The organism is Shewanella zhangzhouensis, from assembly GCF_019457615.1.
In the GTDB taxonomy this organism is placed as follows: Bacteria; Pseudomonadota; Gammaproteobacteria; order Enterobacterales; family Shewanellaceae; genus Shewanella; species Shewanella zhangzhouensis.
The window spans coordinates 229,874-251,858 of record NZ_CP080414.1; the positions used below are offsets into that span (position 1 = coordinate 229,874).

26 protein-coding genes are annotated in these 21,985 nt (G+C 52.5%); all 26 read left to right on the forward strand.

The genetic code is table 11. The features are described from left to right. Positions 1-36: 36 nt before the first annotated feature. The 26 genes from rpoB to rpmD all read left to right on the forward strand — a co-directional run bounded on the left by rpoB (position 37) and on the right by rpmD (position 21,985). Positions 37-4,065 carry a DNA-directed RNA polymerase subunit beta gene (gene rpoB / locus K0H63_RS01055; RefSeq protein ID WP_220066369.1) on the forward strand — a complete coding sequence of 1,343 codons (4,029 nt, stop codon included), beginning with the start codon at positions 37-39 and terminating at the stop codon, positions 4,063-4,065. An 84-nt stretch (positions 4,066-4,149) separates the two neighbouring features. Beyond that, a complete protein-coding gene (gene rpoC / locus K0H63_RS01060; protein ID WP_220066370.1) occupies positions 4,150-8,364 on the forward strand; it encodes a DNA-directed RNA polymerase subunit beta' in 4,215 nt (1,404 codons plus the stop codon). Between the two features lie 175 nt (positions 8,365-8,539). After that, positions 8,540-8,914, forward strand: coding sequence for a 30S ribosomal protein S12 (gene rpsL, locus K0H63_RS01065; RefSeq protein WP_126169079.1), 375 nt, complete (start codon positions 8,540-8,542; stop codon positions 8,912-8,914). 79 nt (positions 8,915-8,993) lie between these two features. Then, positions 8,994-9,464 carry a 30S ribosomal protein S7 gene (gene rpsG / locus K0H63_RS01070; RefSeq protein ID WP_220066371.1) on the forward strand — a complete coding sequence of 157 codons (471 nt, stop codon included), beginning with the start codon at positions 8,994-8,996 and terminating at the stop codon, positions 9,462-9,464. 81 nt (positions 9,465-9,545) lie between these two features. Continuing rightward, on the forward strand, positions 9,546-11,642 hold the full coding sequence (gene fusA / locus K0H63_RS01075) for an elongation factor G (protein WP_011758332.1): 2,097 nt from the start codon (positions 9,546-9,548) through the stop codon (positions 11,640-11,642). An 83-nt stretch (positions 11,643-11,725) separates the two neighbouring features. Continuing rightward, on the forward strand, positions 11,726-12,910 hold the full coding sequence (gene tuf / locus K0H63_RS01080; RefSeq protein ID WP_011758321.1) for an elongation factor Tu: 1,185 nt from the start codon (positions 11,726-11,728) through the stop codon (positions 12,908-12,910). Between the two features lie 363 nt (positions 12,911-13,273). Further along, on the forward strand, positions 13,274-13,585 hold the full coding sequence (gene rpsJ, locus K0H63_RS01085) for a 30S ribosomal protein S10 (protein WP_011758333.1): 312 nt from the start codon (positions 13,274-13,276) through the stop codon (positions 13,583-13,585). Positions 13,586-13,613: 28 nt separating this feature from the next. Then, positions 13,614-14,252, forward strand: a complete 639-nt coding sequence (rplC, locus tag K0H63_RS01090) for a 50S ribosomal protein L3 (protein WP_011758334.1) — start codon at positions 13,614-13,616, stop codon at positions 14,250-14,252. Between the two features lie 17 nt (positions 14,253-14,269). Continuing rightward, positions 14,270-14,875, forward strand: coding sequence for a 50S ribosomal protein L4 (gene rplD, locus K0H63_RS01095; protein ID WP_011758335.1), 606 nt, complete (start codon positions 14,270-14,272; stop codon positions 14,873-14,875). Next, positions 14,872-15,174, forward strand: a complete 303-nt coding sequence (gene rplW / locus K0H63_RS01100) for a 50S ribosomal protein L23 (protein WP_011758336.1) — start codon at positions 14,872-14,874, stop codon at positions 15,172-15,174. The genes rplD and rplW overlap by 4 nt, the downstream gene beginning before the upstream one ends. 11 nt (positions 15,175-15,185) lie before the next feature. After that, positions 15,186-16,010, forward strand: coding sequence for a 50S ribosomal protein L2 (gene rplB, locus K0H63_RS01105; RefSeq protein ID WP_220066372.1), 825 nt, complete (start codon positions 15,186-15,188; stop codon positions 16,008-16,010). A gap of 15 nt (positions 16,011-16,025) precedes the next feature. Then, complete coding sequence (rpsS, locus tag K0H63_RS01110; RefSeq protein ID WP_011758338.1) at positions 16,026-16,304, forward strand: 30S ribosomal protein S19; 279 nt, start codon at positions 16,026-16,028, stop codon at positions 16,302-16,304. A gap of 15 nt (positions 16,305-16,319) precedes the next feature. Beyond that, positions 16,320-16,652 carry a 50S ribosomal protein L22 gene (gene rplV / locus K0H63_RS01115; protein ID WP_011758339.1) on the forward strand — a complete coding sequence of 111 codons (333 nt, stop codon included), beginning with the start codon at positions 16,320-16,322 and terminating at the stop codon, positions 16,650-16,652. A gap of 13 nt (positions 16,653-16,665) precedes the next feature. Then, the gene (gene rpsC, locus K0H63_RS01120; protein WP_011758340.1) at positions 16,666-17,358 is read left to right on the forward strand and encodes a 30S ribosomal protein S3; all 693 of its coding nucleotides are present in this window, start codon (positions 16,666-16,668) and stop codon (positions 17,356-17,358) included. A gap of 11 nt (positions 17,359-17,369) precedes the next feature. Then, positions 17,370-17,780 (forward strand): 50S ribosomal protein L16, encoded by a 411-nt coding sequence (rplP, locus tag K0H63_RS01125; RefSeq protein WP_011758341.1) that lies wholly within the window; start codon positions 17,370-17,372, stop codon positions 17,778-17,780. Beyond that, complete coding sequence (gene rpmC, locus K0H63_RS01130) at positions 17,780-17,971, forward strand: 50S ribosomal protein L29 (protein WP_011758342.1); 192 nt, start codon at positions 17,780-17,782, stop codon at positions 17,969-17,971. Before rplP ends, rpmC begins: the two co-directional genes overlap by 1 nt. Next, positions 17,971-18,219 (forward strand): 30S ribosomal protein S17, encoded by a 249-nt coding sequence (rpsQ, locus tag K0H63_RS01135; protein ID WP_220066373.1) that lies wholly within the window; start codon positions 17,971-17,973, stop codon positions 18,217-18,219. The genes rpmC and rpsQ overlap by 1 nt, the downstream gene beginning before the upstream one ends. 172 nt (positions 18,220-18,391) lie before the next feature. Beyond that, positions 18,392-18,760 (forward strand): 50S ribosomal protein L14, encoded by a 369-nt coding sequence (gene rplN, locus K0H63_RS01140; RefSeq protein WP_011758344.1) that lies wholly within the window; start codon positions 18,392-18,394, stop codon positions 18,758-18,760. A gap of 11 nt (positions 18,761-18,771) precedes the next feature. Continuing rightward, positions 18,772-19,086 carry a 50S ribosomal protein L24 gene (gene rplX / locus K0H63_RS01145; RefSeq protein WP_011758345.1) on the forward strand — a complete coding sequence of 105 codons (315 nt, stop codon included), beginning with the start codon at positions 18,772-18,774 and terminating at the stop codon, positions 19,084-19,086. A gap of 12 nt (positions 19,087-19,098) precedes the next feature. Next, on the forward strand, positions 19,099-19,638 hold the full coding sequence (gene rplE, locus K0H63_RS01150; protein WP_011758346.1) for a 50S ribosomal protein L5: 540 nt from the start codon (positions 19,099-19,101) through the stop codon (positions 19,636-19,638). A gap of 11 nt (positions 19,639-19,649) precedes the next feature. After that, positions 19,650-19,955 (forward strand): 30S ribosomal protein S14, encoded by a 306-nt coding sequence (rpsN, locus tag K0H63_RS01155; RefSeq protein WP_011758347.1) that lies wholly within the window; start codon positions 19,650-19,652, stop codon positions 19,953-19,955. Positions 19,956-19,979: 24 nt separating this feature from the next. Beyond that, positions 19,980-20,375, forward strand: a complete 396-nt coding sequence (rpsH, locus tag K0H63_RS01160; protein WP_011758348.1) for a 30S ribosomal protein S8 — start codon at positions 19,980-19,982, stop codon at positions 20,373-20,375. A 10-nt stretch (positions 20,376-20,385) separates the two neighbouring features. Then, positions 20,386-20,919 (forward strand): 50S ribosomal protein L6, encoded by a 534-nt coding sequence (gene rplF / locus K0H63_RS01165; RefSeq protein ID WP_011758349.1) that lies wholly within the window; start codon positions 20,386-20,388, stop codon positions 20,917-20,919. Positions 20,920-20,928: 9 nt separating this feature from the next. Next, the gene (rplR, locus tag K0H63_RS01170; RefSeq protein WP_220066374.1) at positions 20,929-21,279 is read left to right on the forward strand and encodes a 50S ribosomal protein L18; all 351 of its coding nucleotides are present in this window, start codon (positions 20,929-20,931) and stop codon (positions 21,277-21,279) included. Positions 21,280-21,292: 13 nt separating this feature from the next. Further along, positions 21,293-21,799 (forward strand): 30S ribosomal protein S5, encoded by a 507-nt coding sequence (gene rpsE, locus K0H63_RS01175; protein WP_203325704.1) that lies wholly within the window; start codon positions 21,293-21,295, stop codon positions 21,797-21,799. A gap of 6 nt (positions 21,800-21,805) precedes the next feature. Then, positions 21,806-21,985 (forward strand): 50S ribosomal protein L30, encoded by a 180-nt coding sequence (rpmD, locus tag K0H63_RS01180; RefSeq protein ID WP_011758352.1) that lies wholly within the window; start codon positions 21,806-21,808, stop codon positions 21,983-21,985.

Consider the following 21,985-nt stretch of genomic DNA (forward strand, 5'->3'; position numbering starts at 1 on the left):
CAGTCTTGGTCACATCTCGCAAGCAAGAGGAAACCCATGGTTTACTCCTATTCTGAAAAGAAGCGTATTCGCAAAGACTTTGGTAAGCGTCCGCAAGTACTGGACATCCCTTACCTGTTGTCTATTCAGTTAGATTCTTTCAAGAAGTTCACCGATCAAGATCCTACCGGTGAGCGCGGTTTGGAAGCCGCCTTCCGCAGCGTTTTCCCCATCAAGAGCTTTTCCGGTAACTCCGAGCTGCAATATGTCAGCTATAAGCTGGGTGAGCCTGTATTTGATGTGAAAGAATGCCAGATCCGTGGCGTTACTTATTCTGCCCCCCTGCGCGTAAAACTGCGCATGGTATTGTTTGACCGTGAAGCCGCTCCCGGCACGGTTAAAGACATTAAAGAACAAGAAGTCTACATGGGGGATATCCCTCTGATGACTGAAAACGGTACTTTCGTTATCAACGGTACCGAGCGTGTTATCGTTTCTCAGCTGCACCGCTCTCCCGGTGTGTTCTTCGACCACGACCGTGGTAAGACTCACTCTTCAGGCAAGGTGCTGTATAACGCGCGTATTATCCCTTACCGTGGTTCCTGGCTGGACTTCGAATTCGATCCGAAGGACGCTTTGTTCGTTCGTATCGACCGTCGTCGTAAACTGCCGGCAACCATTATCCTGCGTGCCCTGGAGTTTTCTACCCAGGACATCCTGGATCTCTTCTTTGAGCGCGTAGACTTCACCATCAAGAAAGATTCTTTGGTGATGAAGCTGCTGCCTGAGCGTCTGCGCGGTGAAACCGCCAGCTACGACATCAAAGATGCCGAAGGCAACATCGTGGTCGAAAAGGGCCGTCGTATCACTGCCCGTCATATCCGCCAGCTGGAAAAAACCAACACCACTGAACTGGAAGTACCGGTTGAGTACATCGTTGGTAAGATTGCTGCCCAGGACTATATCGATCCGGATACCGGTGAAGTGTTGGTGACTGCCAACAACGAAATCCGTCTGGAAGATCTGGCTCAGCTGTCGCTGGCCGGTATCAAGGATATCTCCACGCTCTATATCAACGAGCTGGACCACGGTGCCTACATCTCCGACACCCTGCGTATCGATTCCACCACCAACCGCCTCGAGGCATTGGTTGAAATCTATCGCATGATGCGTCCTGGCGAGCCACCAACCAAGGACGCTGCCGAAGCCCTGTTCCAGAACCTGTTCTTCAGCGAAGAACGTTATGACCTGTCCAAAGTAGGTCGTATGAAGTTCAACCGTCGTCTGGAAATTGCCGATGACGTGGGCACTGGCGTACTGTCTAACGACGATATCGTTGCGGTGATGAAGAAGATCATCGAAATCCGTAACGGTAACGACGAAGTGGACGATATCGACCACCTGGGTAACCGTCGTATCCGCTCTGTGGGCGAAATGGCTGAGAACCAGTTCCGTGTAGGTCTGGTACGTGTTGAGCGCGCTGTACGTGAGCGTCTGTCTCTGGGCGACCTGAACGAGCTGATGCCTCAGGACCTCATCAACGCCAAGCCAATTTCTGCTGCAGTGAAAGAGTTCTTCGGTTCTTCTCAGCTGTCTCAGTTTATGGACCAGAACAACCCGCTGTCTGAAGTAACCCACAAGCGCCGTATTTCTGCCCTGGGTCCAGGCGGTCTGACCCGTGAGCGCGCCGGCTTCGAAGTCCGCGACGTACACCCAACTCACTACGGTCGTCTGTGTCCAATTGAGACCCCTGAAGGTCCAAACATTGGTCTGATCAACTCGCTGGCTACCTTCGCCCGCACCAACTCTTACGGCTTCCTGGAAACTCCATACCGTAAAGTGGTTGATGGCGTTGTAACCGACGACGTTGAATACCTGTCAGCCATCGAAGAAGGCCGCTATGTGATTGCACAGGCCAACATCGAGCTGGACGGCGAAGGTCGCATCCTGGAAGAACAGGTTGCCTGTCGTCATAAGGGTGAATCTACCTTTATGCGCGCCTCTGACATCCAGTACATGGACGTATCGCCACAACAGATCATCTCTGTCGCAGCGTCTCTGATCCCGTTCCTTGAACACGACGACGCCAACCGCGCACTCATGGGCGCGAACATGCAACGTCAGGCCGTTCCAACCCTGCGCTCTGAAAAGCCGCTGGTAGGTACCGGTATTGAACGTGCTCTGGCTGTGGACTCAGGCGTAGTAGTCGCTGCCAAGCGTGGCGGTGTGATTGACTACGTTGATGCCAGCCGCATCGTGGTGAAGGTTAACGAAGACGAGCTGCGCCCAGGCGAAGCCGGTATCGACATCTACAACCTGACCAAATACACCCGTTCTAACCAGAACACCTGTATCAACCAGCGTCCATGCTGTCAGGTAGGCGACCCAATCGTGCGCGGTGACGTACTGGCTGACGGTCCTTCTACTGACCTTGGCGACCTGGCTCTGGGTCAGAACATGCGCGTGGCGTTCATGCCATGGAACGGTTACAACTTCGAAGACTCCATCCTCATCTCTGAGCGTGTAGTTCAAGACGACCGTTTCACCACCATTCACATTCAGGAACTGTCTTGTATCGCCCGTGATACCAAGCTTGGTAGCGAAGAGATCACCGCTGACATTCCAAACGTGGGTGAGTCTGCGCTGTCTAAGCTCGATGAGTCCGGTATCGTTTACATCGGTGCTGAAGTCAAAGGTGGCGACATTCTGGTTGGTAAGGTAACGCCAAAAGGCGAAACCCAGCTGACTCCAGAAGAGAAACTGCTGCGCGCCATCTTCGGTGAAAAGGCCTCTGATGTTAAGGACAGCTCTCTGCGCGTTCCTAACTCAGTGACGGGTACCGTAATCGACGTTCAGGTATTTACCCGTGACGGCGTTGAGAAAGACAAGCGTGCCATCGAAATCGAAGAGATGCACATCGCCCAGGCCCGTAAGGACCTGTCCGAAGAGTTCAAGATCCTCGAAGAAGGCGTTCTGAGCCGTGCCCGTAACCTGCTGCTTGCCGGTGGTTACACTCAGGCCCAGCTGGATGCCATTCCACGCAAGGAACTGCTGACTCAGGTTATCGATGACGAGACCAAGCAGACTGAACTTGAGCAACTGGCCGAACAGCATGAAGAGCTGAAAGCCGACTTCGACAAGAAGTTTGAGCACAAGCGTCGCAAGATCACCCAGGGCGATGACCTGGCTCCAGGCGTACTCAAGATCGTTAAGGTTTACCTGGCGGTTAAGCGTACCATCCAGCCTGGTGACAAGATGGCCGGTCGTCACGGTAACAAGGGTGTGATCTCCAAGATCTGTCCTATCGAAGATATGCCATACGACGAGCAGGGTAACCCTGTGGACATCGTACTGAACCCACTCGGTGTACCATCTCGTATGAACATCGGTCAGGTTCTGGAAGTTCACATGGGCGCTGCTGCCAAGGGTATCGGTAACCGCATTCAAGCCATGCTCGAAGAGCAGCGTGAAGTGGCCGAGCTGCGTGGCTATATCAAGCAGGCTTACGATCTGGGTGAAACCCAGCAGAAAGTGGATATCGAGTCCTTTACCGACGAAGAAGTTATCCGCCTGGCCAAGCACCTGAAAGATGGTCTGCCAACTGCGACTCCAGCGTTCGACGGCGCCAAAGAGAAAGAGATCAAGCAGATGCTCGAACTCGCTGGCCTGCCGACTTCTGGTCAGCTGCGTCTGTTTGATGGTCGTACTGGTAATGCCTTCGAGCGTGAAGTAACTGTAGGTTACATGTACATGCTCAAGCTGAACCACTTGGTCGACGACAAGATGCACGCCCGTTCTACCGGTTCTTACAGTCTGGTTACCCAGCAGCCACTCGGCGGTAAGGCCCAGTTTGGTGGTCAGCGTTTCGGTGAGATGGAAGTGTGGGCCCTGGAAGCATACGGTGCTGCGTACACCCTCCAGGAAATGCTCACTGTTAAGTCCGATGACGTGAACGGCCGTACACAGATGTATAAGAACATCGTGGACGGAAACCACCAGATGCAACCTGGTATGCCTGAGTCCTTCAACGTACTGCTGAAGGAGATCCGTTCGCTCGGTATCAACATCGAGCTGGATCAAGAGTAACAGGGCGCCAAGCGCGTTTGGCAATTAACACGGTGTCCCGTCTGCAGGGACGGGCACCTGGTTTAACTCCTTCAGGAGAGAAACGTGAAAGACTTATTAAAGTTTCTGAAACAGCAGGGTAAGACCGAAGAGTTTGAAGGTATCAAGATTGGTCTGGCTTCGCCTGACCTGATCCGTTCATGGTCTTTTGGTGAAGTTAAAAAGCCAGAAACCATCAACTACCGTACCTTCAAGCCTGAGCGTGAAGGTCTGTTCTGTGCCCGTATCTTTGGTCCTGTGAAGGACTACGAGTGTCTGTGTGGTAAGTACAAGCGTCTGAAGCACCGCGGTGTTATCTGTGAGAAGTGTGGCGTTGAAGTTACCCAGACCAAGGTGCGTCGTGAGCGCATGGGTCACATCGAACTGGCCAGCCCAGTTGCCCACATCTGGTTCTTGAAGTCACTGCCGTCCCGTATCGGTCTGATGCTGGATATGACACTGCGTGACATCGAGCGCGTGCTGTATTTTGAATCTTACGTAGTAATCGAGCCAGGCATGACCAGCCTGGAGCGCGGTCAGATGCTGACCGAAGAAAACTACCTGGATGCGCTGGAAGAATACGGTGACGAATTCGAAGCCAAGATGGGCGCCGAAGCCGTACTGGATCTGCTGCGTGCCATCGACCTCGAGAAAGAAATCGAGCAGATGCGCGAAGAGCTGCCTTCTATCAACTCAGAGACCCGTCGCAAGAAAGTGACCAAGCGTCTGAAGCTGATTGAAGCCTTCTACACCTCTGGCAACAAGCCAGAGTGGATGATCCTGAAAGTGCTGCCAGTTCTGCCACCGGATCTGCGTCCGTTGGTTCCGCTGGACGGCGGTCGTTTTGCGACTTCGGATCTGAACGATCTGTATCGCCGCGTGATCAACCGTAACAACCGTCTGAAGCGTCTGCTGGATCTGGCTGCGCCAGACATCATCGTACGCAACGAAAAGCGTATGCTGCAGGAATCTGTGGATGCGCTGCTGGACAACGGCCGTCGTGGCCGTGCCATCACCGGCTCTAACAAGCGTCCTCTGAAGTCCCTGGCCGACATGATCAAGGGTAAGCAAGGTCGTTTCCGTCAGAACCTGCTGGGTAAACGCGTTGACTACTCAGGCCGTTCGGTAATTACCGTAGGTCCTACTCTGCGTCTGCATCAGTGCGGTCTGCCGAAGAAAATGGCTCTCGAGCTGTTCAAGCCCTTCATCTACGGCAAGCTGGAAGGTCGTGGCCTGGCCACCACCATCAAAGCCGCCAAGAAGATGGTAGAGCGTGAAGTTGCCGAGGTATGGGACGTACTGGATGAAGTGATCCGCGAACACCCAGTGATGCTCAACCGTGCACCAACACTGCACCGTCTGGGTATTCAGGCGTTCGAACCTGTACTGATTGAAGGTAAGGCAATCCAACTGCACCCATTGGTGTGTGCGGCATACAACGCCGACTTCGACGGTGACCAGATGGCGGTACACGTACCTCTGACTCTGGAAGCTCAGCTGGAAGCCCGTGCGCTGATGATGTCTACCAACAACATCCTGTCGCCAGCCAACGGTGAGCCAATCATCGTTCCGTCTCAGGACGTGGTATTGGGTCTGTACTACATCAGCCGTGAGCGTGTAAACGGTCGCGGTGAAGCCATGGCGTTCGAGTCTGTTGCTGAAGCTGAAAAAGCTTACCGCGTAGGTGCTGCCGAGCTGCACGCCCGCGTGAAAGTACGTATTACCGAAACCATCATTGGTGAAAACGGTGAGCGTACCAAGCAGCGTCGTATCGTGGACACCACTGTAGGTCGTGCCATCCTGTCTCAAATCCTGCCAGCCGGTCTGTCTTTCGACCTGGTTAACCAGGACATGGGCAAGAAGCAGATCTCCAAGCTGCTGAACACCTGTTACCGTCAGCTGGGTCTGAAAGATACCGTTATCTTCGCTGACCAACTGATGTACACCGGTTTCCAGTACGCCACCATCTCCGGTGCCTCTGTGGGTATCAACGACATGGTGATCCCAGAAGAGAAATACTCTCTGGTGGCCGATGCCGAAGCCGAAGTTATCGAGATCCAGGAGCAGTTCCAGTCTGGTCTGGTAACCGCCGGTGAGCGTTACAACAAGGTCATCGACATCTGGGCAAGTGCCAACGAGAAGGTGTCCAAAGCGATGATGGAAAACCTGTCTTCCGAGACAGTGATCAACCGTCATGGCGAAGAAGAAAAGCAGAAGTCGTTCAACAGCATCTATATGATGGCCGACTCAGGCGCACGGGGTAGTGCCGCTCAGATCCGTCAGTTGGCGGGTATGCGTGGTCTGATGGCCAAGCCAGACGGCTCCATCATCGAAACGCCCATCGTGGCGAACTTCCGTGAAGGTCTGAACGTACTCCAGTACTTTATCTCTACCCACGGTGCCCGTAAGGGTCTGGCGGATACCGCACTTAAGACAGCGAACTCCGGTTACCTGACTCGTCGTCTGGTAGACGTGGCTCAGGATCTGGTGATCATCGAAGACGACTGTGGCGCGACCGAAGGTCTGTCCATGAAGCCGCTGATTGAAGGTGGTGACGTGGTTGAGCCGCTGCGTGAGCGCGTGCTGGGCCGTGTGGTTGCCGAAGATGTGATGTACCCAGGTACTGACGAAGTGCTGGCACCTCGCAACACTCTGCTGGACGAAGCCTGGTGTGACAAGCTCGAACAGCACAGCGTTGACGAAGTACAGGTTCGCTCGGTAATTACCTGTGAAACCGACTTTGGTGTGTGTGCCAAGTGTTACGGCCGTGACCTGGCCCGTGGTCACATCATCAACATGGGTGAGGCCATCGGTGTGGTTGCCGCTCAGTCAATCGGTGAACCAGGTACACAGCTGACGATGCGTACGTTCCACATCGGTGGTGCGGCGTCTCGAGCGTCTGCCGAAAACAGCGTACAGGTGAAGAACGCCGGTACCCTGAAGCTGCACAACGCCAAGTACGTTACCAACAGCGACGGCAAACTGGTTATCGTGTCTCGTTCTTCTGAGCTGGCCATCATTGATGAGCTGGGTCGTGAGAAAGAGCGCTACAAGGTACCATACGGTACCGTGCTCGACACCAAAGAAGGTGCTGAGGTGAATGCCGGCCAGATCATTGCGAACTGGGATCCGCACACTCACCCAATCATCACTGAAGTGGCGGGTAGCATTAAGTTCGTAGACATGATTGACGGTGTAACCATTACCCGTCAGACCGACGAACTGACCGGTCTGTCTTCAATCGTGGTACTGGACGTGGGTCAGCGTACCTCTGCCGGTAAAGAAATGCGTCCAGCAGTTCGTCTGGTAGATGACAACGGCAACGACCTGACTATCCCAGGCACAGACGTTCCTGCGCAGTACTTCCTGCCAGGCAACGCGATCGTGAACCTGGACGACAACGCCAAGATCAGCGTGGGTGACGCCCTGGCACGTATTCCTCAGGAATCGTCCAAGACCCGCGACATCACCGGTGGTCTGCCACGGGTTGCTGACCTGTTCGAAGCCCGTCGTCCGAAAGAGCCTGCGATCCTGGCCGAAATCAGCGGTACTATCTCCTTCGGTAAAGAAACCAAGGGTAAGCGCCGTCTGGTTATCACCCCGAATGACGGTGGCGATGCTTACGAGGAAATGATTCCTAAGTGGCGTAACCTGAACGTGTTCGAAGGTGAAAAGGTTGAGCGTGGTGAAGTTATCGCCGACGGCCCAGAGTCAGCCCATGACATTCTGCGTCTGCGTGGCATCCACAACGTGGCCAACTACATCGTGAACGAAGTACAGGACGTTTACCGTCTGCAGGGTGTAAAGATCAACGACAAGCACATCGAGGTGATCATTCGCCAGATGCTGCGTAAGTGCATCATCACCCAGGCCGGTGATTCCGAGTTCCTGGAAGGTGAACAGGTAGAAGTGGCACGCGTGAAGATTGCCAACCGCGATCTGGAAGCTGCCGGTAAGCTGCCAGCCAAGTTCGAACGCGAACTGCTGGGTATTACCAAGGCGTCTCTGGCGACTGAGTCCTTCATCTCTGCGGCCTCGTTCCAGGAAACCACCCGCGTTCTGACCGAAGCAGCTGTTGGCGGCAAGTCTGACAACCTGCGTGGTCTGAAAGAGAACGTGATTGTGGGTCGTCTGATCCCAGCCGGTACCGGTTTCGCTTACCACAAGAATCGCGCCAAGGCGCGTGCTGCCGGTGAAGAAACTGCGGCTCCGACCATTACTGCCAGCGAAGCTGAGCAGAACCTGGCGGACCTGCTGAATCTGGCCGGAAGCCAGGAGTAAGTTACCACTCTGTAAAAAAGGCGCCCTCGGGCGCCTTTTTTGTGTCCATAAGGCCTCAATAGTTGGCTATTTCTTGACAGTTTGCCTCGACCTTTCTAAAATTCCGCGTCCCACTACTGTGGGATTAGATTTTTACACCCTTACGTTGAGCTTTTTCAACTAAACGGAGCAATAAATGGCAACTGTAAATCAGTTGGTACGTAAGCCACGTGCACCTAAAGTCGACAAGACTAACGTGCCAGCGCTGGAAGCGTGCCCACAGAAGCGTGGTGTTTGTACTCGTGTGTACACCACCACCCCTAAGAAACCAAACTCTGCACTGCGTAAAGTAGCTCGTGTGCGTTTGACCAACGGTTTTGAAGTTACTTCATACATCGGCGGTGAAGGCCACAACCTGCAGGAGCACAGTGTGATCCTGATCCGTGGCGGTCGTGTTAAAGACCTGCCAGGTGTTCGCTATCACACCATTCGTGGCGCTCTGGACTGTGCTGGTGTGAACGCTCGCCGCCAGGCTCGTTCTAAGTACGGTGCCAAGCGTCCTAAGTCTTAATGGTTATCCGTTAAGTAAGGCCAAGCTTTTTTTTAATACTTCCAGTTTTGGAAATACCTGAAGCATACGGAGAATTGTTATGCCAAGACGTCGCGTAGTAGGTCAGCGCAAGATCCTGCCTGATCCAAAGTTCAATAGTGAGTTGCTGGCTAAGTTCATCAACGTCATTATGCAAGACGGTAAGAAGTCCGTCGCTGAAAAAATCATTTACAAGGCTCTGGATGTAGTTGCCGAGAAGAAAGGCGCCGATCACCTGGTGATCCTGGAAGCTGCTCTGGACAACGTTCGTCCTTCTGTTGAAGTTAAGTCCCGCCGTGTTGGTGGTTCTACTTACCAGGTTCCTTGTGAAGTCCGTCCAGTACGTCGCAACGCTCTGGCGATGCGCTGGTTGGTTGAAGCTGCTCGTAAGCGTGGTGAAAAATCTATGGCTCTGCGTCTGGCCGGCGAAATGCTGGATGCATCCGACAACAAAGGCACTGCAGTGAAGAAACGTGAAGACGTTCACCGCATGGCCGAAGCGAACAAAGCGTTCGCTCATTACCGCTGGTAATAAAAATGGCGAGGACAGCCTCGGCTGTCCTCGCCACTACGGATTTTGCCGGAAGCCTTTCCGGTATAGAGGATTATTATCGTGGCTCGTACAACTCCCATTGAGCGTTACCGTAACATCGGTATTTGTGCTCATGTTGATGCAGGCAAAACTACCACCACCGAGCGTGTGCTGTTTTACACTGGCCTGTCTCATAAAATCGGTGAAGTACACGATGGTGCCGCGACCACTGACTGGATGGTTCAGGAGCAGGAACGTGGTATTACCATTACCTCGGCTGCCGTAACCACCTTCTGGCGCGGTATGGACGCTCAGTTCACCGAACACCGCATCAACATCATCGACACCCCCGGACACGTTGACTTCACCATTGAAGTAGAGCGCTCTTTGCGCGTACTCGACGGTGCCGTCGTGGTTTTCTGTGGCGCCTCAGGCGTTGAGCCTCAGTCAGAGACTGTATGGCGTCAGGCCAACAAGTACGGCGTGCCACGCATGGTGTTCGTTAACAAGATGGACCGTGCCGGTGCTGATTTCGATCGCGTATGCAACCAGATCCGTAAGCGTCTGGGTGCGACCTGTGTCCCTATCCAATTGAACATTGGTGCGGAAGAACACTTTAAAGGCGTGATTGACCTTATCAAGATGAAAGCCATCAACTGGAACGAAGCGGACCAGGGGATGACCTTCACCTATGAAGATATTCCTGCGGATCTCCTGGATAAAGCCACTGAGATGCGTGAGTACCTGGTAGAGAGTGCCGCCGAAGCGACTGAAGAGCTGATGGAAAAGTACCTGGAAACAGGCGAGCTGACCGAAGCTGAAATCAAGGCCGCACTGCGCCAGCGTACTATCAACAACGAAATCGTTCTGGCCACCTGTGGCAGTGCCTTCAAGAATAAAGGCGTGCAAGCAGTGCTGGATGCCGTTGTTGAGTACTTGCCAGCTCCTGTCGATGTGCCCGCCATTAAGGGTATCGATGATTACGAGAAAGAAGTTGAGCGTCACGCTGACGACAACGCGCCTTTCTCCGCACTGGCATTCAAGATTGCTACTGACCCATTCGTGGGTACCTTGACCTTTATCCGTGTGTACTCCGGTGTGCTGGAATCCGGCGCTTCCGTGTACAACTCGGTCAAGCAAAAGCGTGAGCGTATTGGTCGTATCGTGCAGATGCACGCCAACGATCGTACTGAACTCAAAGAAGTACGTGCCGGTGATATTGCCGCCGCTATTGGTCTGAAAGAAGTTACTACGGGTGATACCCTGTGTGATTCAGACAATAAGGTGGTCTTGGAACGTATGGAGTTTCCAGAGCCTGTGATCACGATTGCCGTGGAGCCGCGCTCCAAGGCCGACCAGGACAAGATGGGTATCGCGCTGCAAAAGCTGGCTGCTGAAGATCCGTCTTTCCGGGTTGAGACTGACGCTGAGTCTGGTCAAACTCTGATTTCTGGTATGGGTGAGCTACACTTGGACATTATCGTTGACCGTATGCGTCGCGAATTTAACGTCGAGTGTAACGTGGGTAAGCCTCAGGTGGCTTACCGCGAAACTATCCGTGCCAAGGTCGAAGCCGAAGGTAAGTTCGTACGTCAATCCGGTGGTCGTGGCCAGTTTGGTCATGTCTGGTTGCGTATCGAGCCCAACGAAGATGGCGCCGGCTATGAATTTGTCAACGAAATCGTGGGTGGTGTGGTTCCCAAGGAATACATCCCTGCCGTTGACAAGGGTATCCAGGAGCAGATGAAGAACGGTGTACTCGCCGGCTTCCCTGTGCTGGACGTGAAGGTCACCCTGTTCGATGGCTCCTACCACGATGTGGACTCGAACGAAATGGCCTTCAAAGTTGCAGGTTCAATGGGCTTCAAAAAGGGCGCGCTCGAGGCGAACCCTGTGTTGCTCGAGCCTTGCATGAAGGTAGAGGTAACTACCCCTGAAGACTACATGGGTGACGTAGTAGGTGATCTGAACCGTCGTCGTGGTCTGATTGAAGGTATGGACGATGGCGTCGGTGGCGTTAAGATAGTCCATGCCGTGGTGCCTCTGTCTGAAATGTTTGGTTATGCGACTGATTTGCGCTCTGCAACTCAGGGTCGTGCGTCATACTCCATGGAGTTCTTTAAGTACGCCGACGCGCCGCAGAACATAGCAAAGGCAGTTATTGAAGCCCGCAGCTGATGTCCAGCAAGGGTGTAACTGTTATATTAACTGATATTGCCCGCTCGTATTGACGGGTATTTCTGAAAAGAAAGGAATATATCGTGGCTAAAGCTAAATTCGAACGTACTAAACCCCACGTAAACGTGGGCACCATCGGTCACGTTGACCATGGTAAAACCACTCTGACCGCTGCTATCTCTCACGTACTGGCTAAGACCTACGGTGGTGAGGCGAAGGACTTCTCTCAGATCGACAACGCCCCAGAAGAGCGTGAGCGTGGTATTACCATCAACACCTCTCACATCGAGTACGACACTCCTACTCGTCACTACGCCCACGTAGACTGCCCAGGCCACGCTGACTATGTTAAAAACATGATCACCGGTGCTGCCCAGATGGACGGCGCTATCCTGGTAGTAGCTGCGACTGACGGCCCAATGCCACAGACTCGTGAGCACATCCTGCTGTCTCGTCAGGTAGGTGTACCTTTCATCATCGTGTTCATGAACAAGTGTGACATGGTAGATGACGAAGAGCTGCTGGAACTGGTAGAGATGGAAGTTCGTGAACTGCTGTCTGAATACGACTTCCCAGGTGATGACCTGCCAGTAATTCAGGGTTCTGCTCTGAAAGCGCTGGAAGGCGACGCTGCATGGGAAGGCAAGATCATCGAGCTGGCCGAGGCCCTGGATTCTTACATCCCTGAGCCAGAGCGTGCTATCGACAAAGCATTCCTGATGCCAATCGAAGACGTATTCTCTATCTCTGGCCGTGGTACTGTAGTAACCGGTCGTGTAGAGCGCGGTATCATCAAAGTTGGTGAAGAAGTAGAAATCGTAGGTATCAAAGATACCACCAAGACTACTTGTACCGGCGTTGAGATGTTCCGTAAGCTGCTGGACGAAGGTCGTGCCGGTGAGAACTGCGGTATCCTGCTGCGTGGTACCAAGCGTGATGAAGTTGAGCGTGGTCAGGTTCTGTCCAAGCCAGGCACCATCAAGCCACACACCAAGTTCGAATCAGAAGTATACGTACTGTCTAAAGAAGAAGGTGGTCGTCACACTCCATTCTTCAAAGGCTACCGTCCACAGTTCTACTTCCGTACAACTGACGTGACCGGTACCATCGAACTGCCAGAAGGCGTAGAGATGGTAATGCCAGGCGACAACATCAAGATGGTTGTAACCCTGATTTGCCCAATCGCGATGGACGAAGGCCTGCGCTTCGCTATCCGTGAAGGCGGCCGCACAGTAGGTGCTGGTGTAGTAGCCAAGATCCACGAGTAATCTCGTAGACTTGGAAGAAGGCGACCTCAGGGTCGCCTTTTTTATTGGGATTCAGCAGAGTTTGGCGCTGTGCATAAAAGGCTGGCAATTTGTGCAAAAGTCCGTATAATGCCCCGCTACTTACGTTACGACAGAAAACTGTCGACGAATTGCGCAACTGACTTGATCCTGCCTGCCGGCCGTGTATAATAAGCCGCTCGCAAACTCAGGTTAGCGACATAGTTGACCGGGCTTTAAGCCATGGTAACTACTACAGCGACCCCGATTGGGGGTCGAACGGTTAAATCATCTCGCTCTGTCTTTCCCGGATGGGAAATGGCTAGAGGGTGATTTTTTATGTGTTCATTTTAGGAGCTCTGGTCAATGCAGAACCAAAGAATCCGTATCCGCTTGAAAGGATTTGATCATCGTTTGATCGATCAGTCCACTGCGGAAATCGTTGAAACTGCTAAGCGCACTGGCGCTCAGGTTCGTGGTCCTATCCCACTGCCTACTCGCAAAGAGCGTTTCACCGTTTTGATCTCTCCGCACGTTAATAAAGATGCTCGTGACCAGTACGAACTGCGTACTCACAAGCGTCTGGTTGACATCGTTGAGCCAACTGAGAAAACCGTTGACGCACTGATGCGTCTGGATCTCGCTGCTGGCGTTGATGTCCAGATTAGCTTGGGTTAACAGAGATCCTTATAAGAGGTTTGTAGAGATGGCTATCGGTCTTATTGGTCGTAAAGTGGGCATGACCCGCATCTTCACCGAAGATGGCGTGTCTATCCCTGTTACTGTAATCGAAGTAGAAGCCAACCGCGTAACCCAGGTGAAGACTCTGGAAAACGACGGTTATCGCGCACTTCAAGTTACAACTGGTGCCAAAAAAGCCCATCGCGTTACTAAGCCAGAAGCTGGCCACTTTGCCAAGGCAGGCGTTGAAGCCGGCCGTGGTCTGTGGGAAATGCGTCTGGGCGAAGGTGAAGGCGAAGGCATTGAAGTTGGTGCTGAGCTGAATGTAGAGATCTTCGCTGACGTTCAGAAAGTTGACGTGACTGGTCAATCCAAAGGTAAAGGCTTCCAGGGCGGTGTTAAGCGCTGGAACTTCCGTACTCAGGACATGACTCACGGTAACTCTTTGTCACACCGCGCTAACGGTTCTATCGGTCAGAACCAGACGCCAGGTCGTGTATTCAAAGGCAAAAAGATGTCAGGTCATATGGGCGCTGAGCGCGTTACCACTCAAAATCTGGACGTAGTACGTGTAGATGTTGAGCGTAACCTGCTGCTGGTTAAGGGTGCCGTTCCAGGCGCTACTAACGGCGACCTGATCATCAAGCCAGCTGTTAAAGCATAAGGTCTGAGGAGATAGTAATGGAATTGGTATTGAAAGACGCCTCTCGCGCTCTTGAAGTTTCCGAGACTACCTTCGGCCGTGACTTTAACGAAGCACTGGTTCATCAGGTAGTTGTAGCTTACGCTGCGAACGCGCGTCAGGGCACTCGTGCTCAGAAGACTCGCGCTGAAATCACTGGCACTGGCAAAAAGCCATGGCGCCAGAAAGGTACCGGTCGCGCTCGTGCCGGCGGTATCAAAGGTCCACTGTGGCGTGGTGGTGGCGTAACATTCGCTGCTAAAACCCAAGATCACAGCCAAAAAGTAAACAAGAAGATGTACCGCGGCGCTCTGATGAGCATTCTGTCCGAGCTGGTACGTCAAGAGCGTCTGGTTGTAGTTGAACAGTTCGCCGTTGAAGCTCCTAAAACTAAAGAGCTGAAGGCCAAGCTGAAAGCTATGGACCTGGAAGACGTGCTGATTGTGACTGCAGAAGTTGATGAGAACCTGTTCCTGGCTGCCCGCAACCTGTACAAGGTTGACGTGCGTGACGTAGCAGGTCTGGATCCAGTAAGCCTGATCGCGTTCAACAAGGTTCTGGTAACTGCTGACGCTGTGAAGCAAATCGAGGAGATGCTGGCATGATCCGCGAAGAGCGTTTACTGAAAGTTATCCTGGCACCACACATCTCTGAAAAGAGCACCGTGGTTGCTGAGAAGACCAACACTGTAGTTTTCCGTGTAGCTATCGATGCCACCAAGAGTGAAATCAAAGCTGCCGTTGAGAAACTGTTCGAAGTTGAAGTTGCTGGTGTGCGCACCCTGATCAACAAAGGCAAAACCAAGCGTCACGGTGCCCGTGTAGGCCGTCGTAGCGATTGGAAAAAAGCCTATGTGACTCTGGCTGCCGGTGCTGACATCGACTTCGTTGGCGCTGAAGCGTAAGGAGAACACCCATGGCAATTGTTAAGTGTAAGCCTACTTCTCCAGGTCGTCGTGGCGTTGTTAAGATCGTTAACAGCGATCTGCACAAGGGCAAGCCTTTCGCTGGCCTGCTGGCCAAGAAGTCCAAGAGCGGTGGTCGTAACAACACTGGTCGTATCACTACCCGTCACGTTGGTGGTGGTCACAAGCAACACTACCGTCTGATCGATTTCAAGCGTAACAAAGACGGTATCCCAGGTAAGATTGAGCGTCTGGAGTACGATCCAAACCGTACCGCCAACATCGCTCTGGTGCTGTATGCCGACGGTGAGCGTCGTTACATCCTGGCTGCCAAAGGCATGCAGGCTGGCGACAAAGTCGTTTCTGGCGTTGATGCAGACATCAAGACCGGTAACGCTCTGCCACTGCGCAACATCCCTGTGGGTTCTGTTGTTCACGCTGTGGAAATGAAGCCTGGTAAAGGCGCCCAGATCGCTCGTTCTGCTGGTGCTTACGTTCAGGTAGTAGCTCGTGACGGCGAATACGCCACTCTGCGTCTGCGCTCCGGCGAAATGCGTAAAGTGCCTGTAGACTGCCGCGCTACTCTGGGCGAAGTGGGTAATGCCGAACACATGCTGCGTCAGCTGGGTAAAGCTGGTGCCAAGCGTTGGAGAGGTGTACGCCCAACAGTTCGTGGTGTTGCCATGAACCCAGTAGATCACCCACACGGTGGTGGTGAAGGCCGTACTTCTGGTGGCCGTCACCCAGTAACTCCTTGGGGTGTTCCAACCAAGGGTTACAAGACTCGCAGCAACAAACGCACCGACAAGTACATTGTACGTCGTCGTACTAAGTAATTAAGAGGATTCGCCATGCCACGTTCTCTCAAGAAAGGTCCATTTATCGACCTGCACTTGCTGAAGAAGGTAGAGAAAGCGGTGGAAGCCGGTGACAAAAAGCCTATCAAGACTTGGTCTCGCCGCTCTATGATCATCCCACAAATGATTGGGTTGACCATCGCTGTCCATAATGGGCGTCAGCACGTACCTGTGTTCGTTACTGACGAAATGATTGGTCACAAGCTTGGTGAGTTTTCACCAACTCGCACTTATCGCGGCCACGCTGCTGATAAGAAAGCGAAGAAGCGCTAATACGGGAGACTTAAGATGGAAGTTTTAGCTAAACATCGTTTTGCCCGTACGTCGCCTCAGAAGGCTCGCCTGGTCGCTGATCAGATCCGCGGTCTGCCTGTTGCCAAGGCCCTGGAGATTCTGACTTTCAGCCCTAAAAAGGCCGCCGTACTGGTTAAGAAAGTCGTTGATTCTGCTATCGCCAACGCCGAGCACAACGAAGGCGCTGACATTGACGATCTGAAAATCGCCAAGGTTTTCGTTGACGAAGGCCCAACTATGAAGCGCATCATGCCACGTGCCAAAGGCCGTGCTGATCGTATCATCAAGCGTACCAGCCACATCACTGTGGTTGTATCAGATCGCTAGGAGATAGAGAGCAATGGGACAGAAAGTACATCCTAATGGTATCCGTCTGGGTATCACCAAGCCTTGGATCTCTACCTGGTACGCCGATAAGTCAGATTATGCAAATAACCTGCACAGCGACTGGGAAGTGCGTAAGTTTCTGGAAAAGAAACTGGAAGCCGCATCAGTTTCCAAGATCGTGATTGAACGCCCAGCGAAAAGCATCCGCGTTACCATCCACACTGCCCGTCCAGGCGTTGTGATTGGTAAGAAGGGTGAAGATGTTGAAGTACTGCGCGCTGAAGTTGCCAAGATTTCTGGCACTCCTGCCCAAATTAACATCGCTGAGATCCGTAAGCCTGAGCTGGACGCTAAGCTGGTTGCCGATTCTATCGCCCAACAGCTGGAGCGTCGCGTAATGTTCCGTCGTGCTATGAAGCGCGCTGTACAGAACGCCATGCGCATCGGTGCACAAGGTATCAAAGTTGAAGTTAGTGGCCGTCTCGGCGGCGCTGAGATTGCGCGTACCGAATGGTACCGTGAAGGTCGTGTGCCTCTGCACACACTGCGTGCTGATATCGACTACGCTACTTCTGAGAGTCACACCACCTACGGTGTGATCGGCATTAAAGTTTGGGTCTTCAAAGGTGAAGTTCTGGACGGCATGCTGCCTCAGGTAGAAGAGCCGAAACAGCAGCAACCTAAGCGCAAGCCTCGTGGTAAATAGGAGAGCCGGCAATGCTGCAACCAAAACGTATGAAGTTCCGCAAGATGCACAAAGGCCGCAACCGTGGTCTGGCTGCAGGTACTGAAGTAAGTTTCGGTACTTTTGGTCTGAAAGCTGTTGGCCGTGGTCGCCTGACAGCCCGTCAGATCGAGTCTGCGCGTCGTGCAATGACACGTCATGTTAAGCGTCAAGGTAAGATCTGGATCCGTGTCTTCCCTGACAAGCCAATTACCGCTAAGCCTCTCGAAGTGCGTATGGGTAAAGGTAAAGGTAACGTTGAATACTGGGTATGCCAGATTCAGCCTGGTAAGGTGCTCTATGAGATGGATGGCGTGTCCGAAGAGTTGGCCCGTGAGGCCTTCGGTCTGGCCGCTGCCAAACTGCCTATCAAGACTACCTTTGTAATTAAGACGGTGATGTAATGAAAGCGAGCGAACTGAGAGAAAAAAGCGTTGAAGAACTGAACGCTGAATTACTTGGTCTGCTGCGTGAGCAGTTTAACCTGCGTATGCAACACGCCACTGGCCAGCTGGCTCAAACTCACCAGCTGAAGCAAGTGCGCCGTAACATTGCGCGTGTTAAGACCATTATTACTTCTAAGGCGGGTGCATAATGTCTGACAAAATCCGTACTTTGCAGGGTCGTGTGACCAGCAACAAGATGGACAAGTCCATTACTGTGGCTGTTGAGCGTCTGGTGAAACACCCAATCTATGGTAAGTTCATCAAGCGTACAACCAAGATCCACGCCCACGACGAGCAGAACCAGTGCAACGAAGGCGATATCGTGACCATTCGCGAATGTCGTCCTCTGTCCAAGACCAAGTCCTGGACCCTGGTAGACGTAGTTTCTAAGGCTTAATTTTAGCCTGGAAAGAAAAACGGCCCCTTTTCGGGGCCGTTTGTTTTTAGCACTGTTCTTTCAAATTTAACGGTGTTATACTTGCGCGCCATTTTTGTCTGTTTTCGGACCGAAATGGTTAGTTAATGCCCCGAACAGGGGTTTGTGAAGTAACGATAGCGGAGCACTTAAAATGATCCAAATGCAATCGACTCTGGACGTCGCATGTAACAGTGGCGCTCGCAGAGTTCAGTGTATTAAGGTCTTGGGTGGCTCTCATCGTCGTTATGCCGGTATCGGCGACATCATCAAGGTTTCTGTTAAAGAAGCCATTCCTCGCGCTAAAGCGAAGAAAGGTGATGTGTATAACGCGGTGGTAGTCCGTACTAAGAAAGGCGTACGTCGTCCAGACGGTTCTGTCATTCGCTTCGATCGGAATGCAGCTGTTCTTCTGAACAACAACCTGCAGCCGATTGGTACTCGTATCTTTGGACCTGTGACACGTGAACTGCGTACTGAGCAATTCATGAAGATTGTGTCGCTGGCACCAGAAGTACTGTAAGGAGCTTCAAAATGGCAGCAAAAATCCGTCGTGAAGACGAAGTGATTGTACTGACCGGTAAAGACAAAGGTAAGCGTGGCAAAGTGACTCGCGTACTGGTTACCGGCAAGGTAGTTGTTGAAGGCATCAATCTCGTTAAGAAGCACACCAAGCCAAACCCACAACTGGGTATCACTGGTGGCATCGTAGAGAAAGAAGCTGCGATTCAAGTATCAAATGTGGCGATCTTTAACCCTGCTACTGGCAAGGCGGATCGTGTAGGTTTCCGATTTGAAGACGGTAAGAAAGTACGTTTCTTCAAATCGAATGGTGAACTCGTTAAGTAACTGGAGTAAACGATGGCGAAACTGCATGATAAATACAAAGAGACTGTTATCGCTGAACTGTCTAAAAAGTTCGGTTATACCAGTGTCATGCAAGTCCCTCGGATTGAGAAAATCACCCTGAACATGGGTGTTGGCGAAGCTGTTGCTGACAAAAAAATCATGGAAAATGCTGTCCGTGATATGACTGCAATTGCTGGTCAGAAGCCAGTGGTAACTGTTGCTCGCAAATCAGTTGCTGGTTTCAAAATCCGTGAAGGCTACCCTATTGGCTGCAAAGTAACCCTGCGCGGTGAGCGTATGTGGGAATTCTTTGAGCGTCTGCTGGATATCGCAATCCCTCGTATCCGTGACTTCCGTGGTCTGAGCGCTAAGTCGTTCGACGGCCGTGGTAACTACGCGATGGGTGTGCGTGAGCAAATCATCTTCCCTGAGATCGACTATGACAAGATCGATCGCGTTCGTGGTATGGACATTGTGATCACCACAACCGCCAAGAACGATGAGGAAGGTCGTGCTCTTCTGGACGCTTTTAACTTCCCATTCAAGAAATAAGGGGTAGCGTAATGGCAAAAACTTCAATGAAGGCACGCGAAGCCAAGCGTGCAGCTCTCGTGGCTAAGTATGCTGAAAAGCGTGCTGCTCTGAAAGCTATCATCAACAGCCCAGAGTCTTCCGACGATGCTCGTTGGGACGCTGTTCTGAAGCTGCAAGCTTTACCACGTGATTCCAGCGCCGCGCGTCAGCGTAACCGTTGTAATCAAACTGGTCGCCCACATGGTTTCCTGCGCAAGTTCGGCCTGAGCCGTATCAAGCTGCGTGAAGCTACCATGCGTGGTGAAGTTCCTGGTCTGCGTAAGGCCAGCTGGTAAGCACTTGTCACGGAGAAAGCTAATATGAGCATGCAAGATCCTATTGCGGATATGCTGACCCGTATCCGTAACGGCCAGGCTGCTAACAAAGTATCTGTGAAGATGCCTTCCGCTAAACTGAAAGTAGCTATCGCTAAGCTGCTGAAAGACGAAGGTTACATCACCGACTACGCTGTTGCGTCTGAAGGCAATAAAGCCGAGCTGGAAGTTACTCTGAAGTACTTCCAGGGCCGTCCAGTTGTTGAGACTATCCAGCGCGTAAGCCGTCCTGGTCTTCGTATTTACAAAGGTAAAGACGAACTGCCAAAAGTGATGGGTGGCCTGGGTATCGCAATCGTTTCCACTTCTAAAGGCCTGATGACTGATCGTGCCGCCCGCCTCGCTGGCATGGGTGGTGAGGTTATCTGCTACGTAGCATAAGGAGCTAGGAATGTCTCGTGTAGCAAAAGCACCTGTATCTATTCCTGCCGGCGTAGAGGTGACCTTAAATGGTCAGGAAATCACCGTTAAAGGCGGCAAAGGTACTCTGACTCGCGTAATCAACAGCGCTGTTGCAGTGACTGTTGAAGATGGCGCTATCAAGTTTGCCCCCGTAGAAGGCGTTGTTAACGCCTGGGCTCAAGCTGGTACTGCCCGCGCTCTTATCAACAACATGGTTGTTGGTGTATCTCAGGGTTTTGAGAAGAAGCTGCAGCTGGTTGGTGTAGGTTATCGTGCCAAAGTGGCCGGTAGCGACGTCGACCTGTCTCTGGGTTTCTCTCACCCACTGGTACACAAACTTCCTGCTGGCGTTACTGCTGAATGCCCAAGCCAAACCGAAATCGTTCTGCGTTCTATCGACAAAGAACTGGTTGGTCAAGTGGCTGCTGAGATTCGTGGCTATCGTCCACCAGAGCCTTACAAGGGCAAAGGTGTTCGCTACGCTAACGAAGAAGTACGCCGTAAAGAGGCTAAGAAGAAGTAAGGTAACGCTATGGACAAGAAATCATCTCGCTTGCGCCGCGCTACTCGCGCTCGCAAGAAGATCCAAGAGCTGGGCGTGCACCGTTTGGTGGTACATCGTACCCCCCGTCACATCTACGCTCAGGTGATCAATCCTGAAGCTCAGGTTGTTGCAGCGGCTTCTACTGTTGAGAAATCAATCAAGGAAGCTCTGAAGGCTACCGGTAACGTGGATGCCGCCAAGGCCGTGGGTAAAGCCATCGCCGAGCGCGCCGTCGAGAAGGGCGTAACTGTAGTTGCGTTCGATCGTTCTGGCTTCAAGTATCACGGTCGTGTTGCTGCCTTGGCAGACGCCGCTCGTGAAGCTGGCCTCCAGTTCTAAGGGGTTTATTACAATGGCTAAAGTAGAAGCTCAGCAGCAGAAAGACGATCTGCAAGAGAAACTGATTGCAGTAAACCGTGTTTCTAAAGTAGTTAAGGGCGGTCGTATCTTCAGCTTCACTGCATTGACTGTAGTGGGTGATGGTAACGGTCGTGTTGGCTACGGCTACGGCAAAGCCCGTGAAGTTCCAGCTGCCATTCAAAAGGCAATGGAAAAGGCTCGCCGTAACATGGTGACTGTAGAACTGAACGCAGGCACTCTGCACCACCCTGTTAAGGGACGTCACACCGGTTCGCGTGTTTACATGCAGCCAGCGTCTCAGGGTACCGGTATTATTGCCGGTGGTGCGATGCGCGCCGTATTGGAAGTAGCAGGCGTTCATAACGTACTGTCTAAAGCCTACGGTTCCACTAACCCGATCAACATCGTTCGCGCGACTGTTGATGCTCTGACGCACATGAAGTCACCAGCGCAGGTTGCTGCCAAGCGTGGTCTGAGCGTCGAAGAAATTCGGGGGTAATGCATCATGGCTAAAACTATCAAAGTAACTCAGACCAAAAGTGCCATTGGCCGTCTGCCAAAGCACAAGGCCACTCTGACTGGCCTGGGTCTGCGTCGCATTGGTCACACCGTTGAACTGGAAGATACTCCAGCTGTTCGCGGTATGATCAATAAGGTCTACTACATGGTTAAGGTGGAGGACTGA

Bases quoted from the DNA above. Each gene is read 5' to 3' on its own strand.
- rpsN (WP_011758347.1), top strand. From the start codon at position 19,650: ATGGCAAAAACTTCAATGAAGGCACGCGAAGCCAAGCGTGCAGCTCTC.
- rplD (WP_011758335.1), top strand. From the start codon at position 14,270: ATGGAATTGGTATTGAAAGACGCCTCTCGCGCTCTTGAAGTTTCCGAG.
- rplB (WP_220066372.1), top strand. From the start codon at position 15,186: ATGGCAATTGTTAAGTGTAAGCCTACTTCTCCAGGTCGTCGTGGCGTT.
- rpsC (WP_011758340.1), top strand. From the start codon at position 16,666: ATGGGACAGAAAGTACATCCTAATGGTATCCGTCTGGGTATCACCAAG.
- rpsQ (WP_220066373.1), top strand. From the start codon at position 17,971: ATGTCTGACAAAATCCGTACTTTGCAGGGTCGTGTGACCAGCAACAAG.
- rplE (WP_011758346.1), top strand. From the start codon at position 19,099: ATGGCGAAACTGCATGATAAATACAAAGAGACTGTTATCGCTGAACTG.
- rpsL (WP_126169079.1), top strand. From the start codon at position 8,540: ATGGCAACTGTAAATCAGTTGGTACGTAAGCCACGTGCACCTAAAGTC.
- rpmC (WP_011758342.1), top strand. From the start codon at position 17,780: ATGAAAGCGAGCGAACTGAGAGAAAAAAGCGTTGAAGAACTGAACGCT.
- rpsS (WP_011758338.1), top strand. From the start codon at position 16,026: ATGCCACGTTCTCTCAAGAAAGGTCCATTTATCGACCTGCACTTGCTG.
- rpsH (WP_011758348.1), top strand. From the start codon at position 19,980: ATGAGCATGCAAGATCCTATTGCGGATATGCTGACCCGTATCCGTAAC.
- rplP (WP_011758341.1), top strand. From the start codon at position 17,370: ATGCTGCAACCAAAACGTATGAAGTTCCGCAAGATGCACAAAGGCCGC.
- rplR (WP_220066374.1), top strand. From the start codon at position 20,929: ATGGACAAGAAATCATCTCGCTTGCGCCGCGCTACTCGCGCTCGCAAG.
- rplX (WP_011758345.1), top strand. From the start codon at position 18,772: ATGGCAGCAAAAATCCGTCGTGAAGACGAAGTGATTGTACTGACCGGT.
- rpsJ (WP_011758333.1), top strand. From the start codon at position 13,274: ATGCAGAACCAAAGAATCCGTATCCGCTTGAAAGGATTTGATCATCGT.
- rplN (WP_011758344.1), top strand. From the start codon at position 18,392: ATGATCCAAATGCAATCGACTCTGGACGTCGCATGTAACAGTGGCGCT.
- rpsE (WP_203325704.1), top strand. From the start codon at position 21,293: ATGGCTAAAGTAGAAGCTCAGCAGCAGAAAGACGATCTGCAAGAGAAA.
- rplF (WP_011758349.1), top strand. From the start codon at position 20,386: ATGTCTCGTGTAGCAAAAGCACCTGTATCTATTCCTGCCGGCGTAGAG.
- rplC (WP_011758334.1), top strand. From the start codon at position 13,614: ATGGCTATCGGTCTTATTGGTCGTAAAGTGGGCATGACCCGCATCTTC.
- rpsG (WP_220066371.1), top strand. From the start codon at position 8,994: ATGCCAAGACGTCGCGTAGTAGGTCAGCGCAAGATCCTGCCTGATCCA.
- rplW (WP_011758336.1), top strand. From the start codon at position 14,872: ATGATCCGCGAAGAGCGTTTACTGAAAGTTATCCTGGCACCACACATC.
- rpoB (WP_220066369.1), top strand. From the start codon at position 37: ATGGTTTACTCCTATTCTGAAAAGAAGCGTATTCGCAAAGACTTTGGT.
- rplV (WP_011758339.1), top strand. From the start codon at position 16,320: ATGGAAGTTTTAGCTAAACATCGTTTTGCCCGTACGTCGCCTCAGAAG.
- rpmD (WP_011758352.1), top strand. From the start codon at position 21,806: ATGGCTAAAACTATCAAAGTAACTCAGACCAAAAGTGCCATTGGCCGT.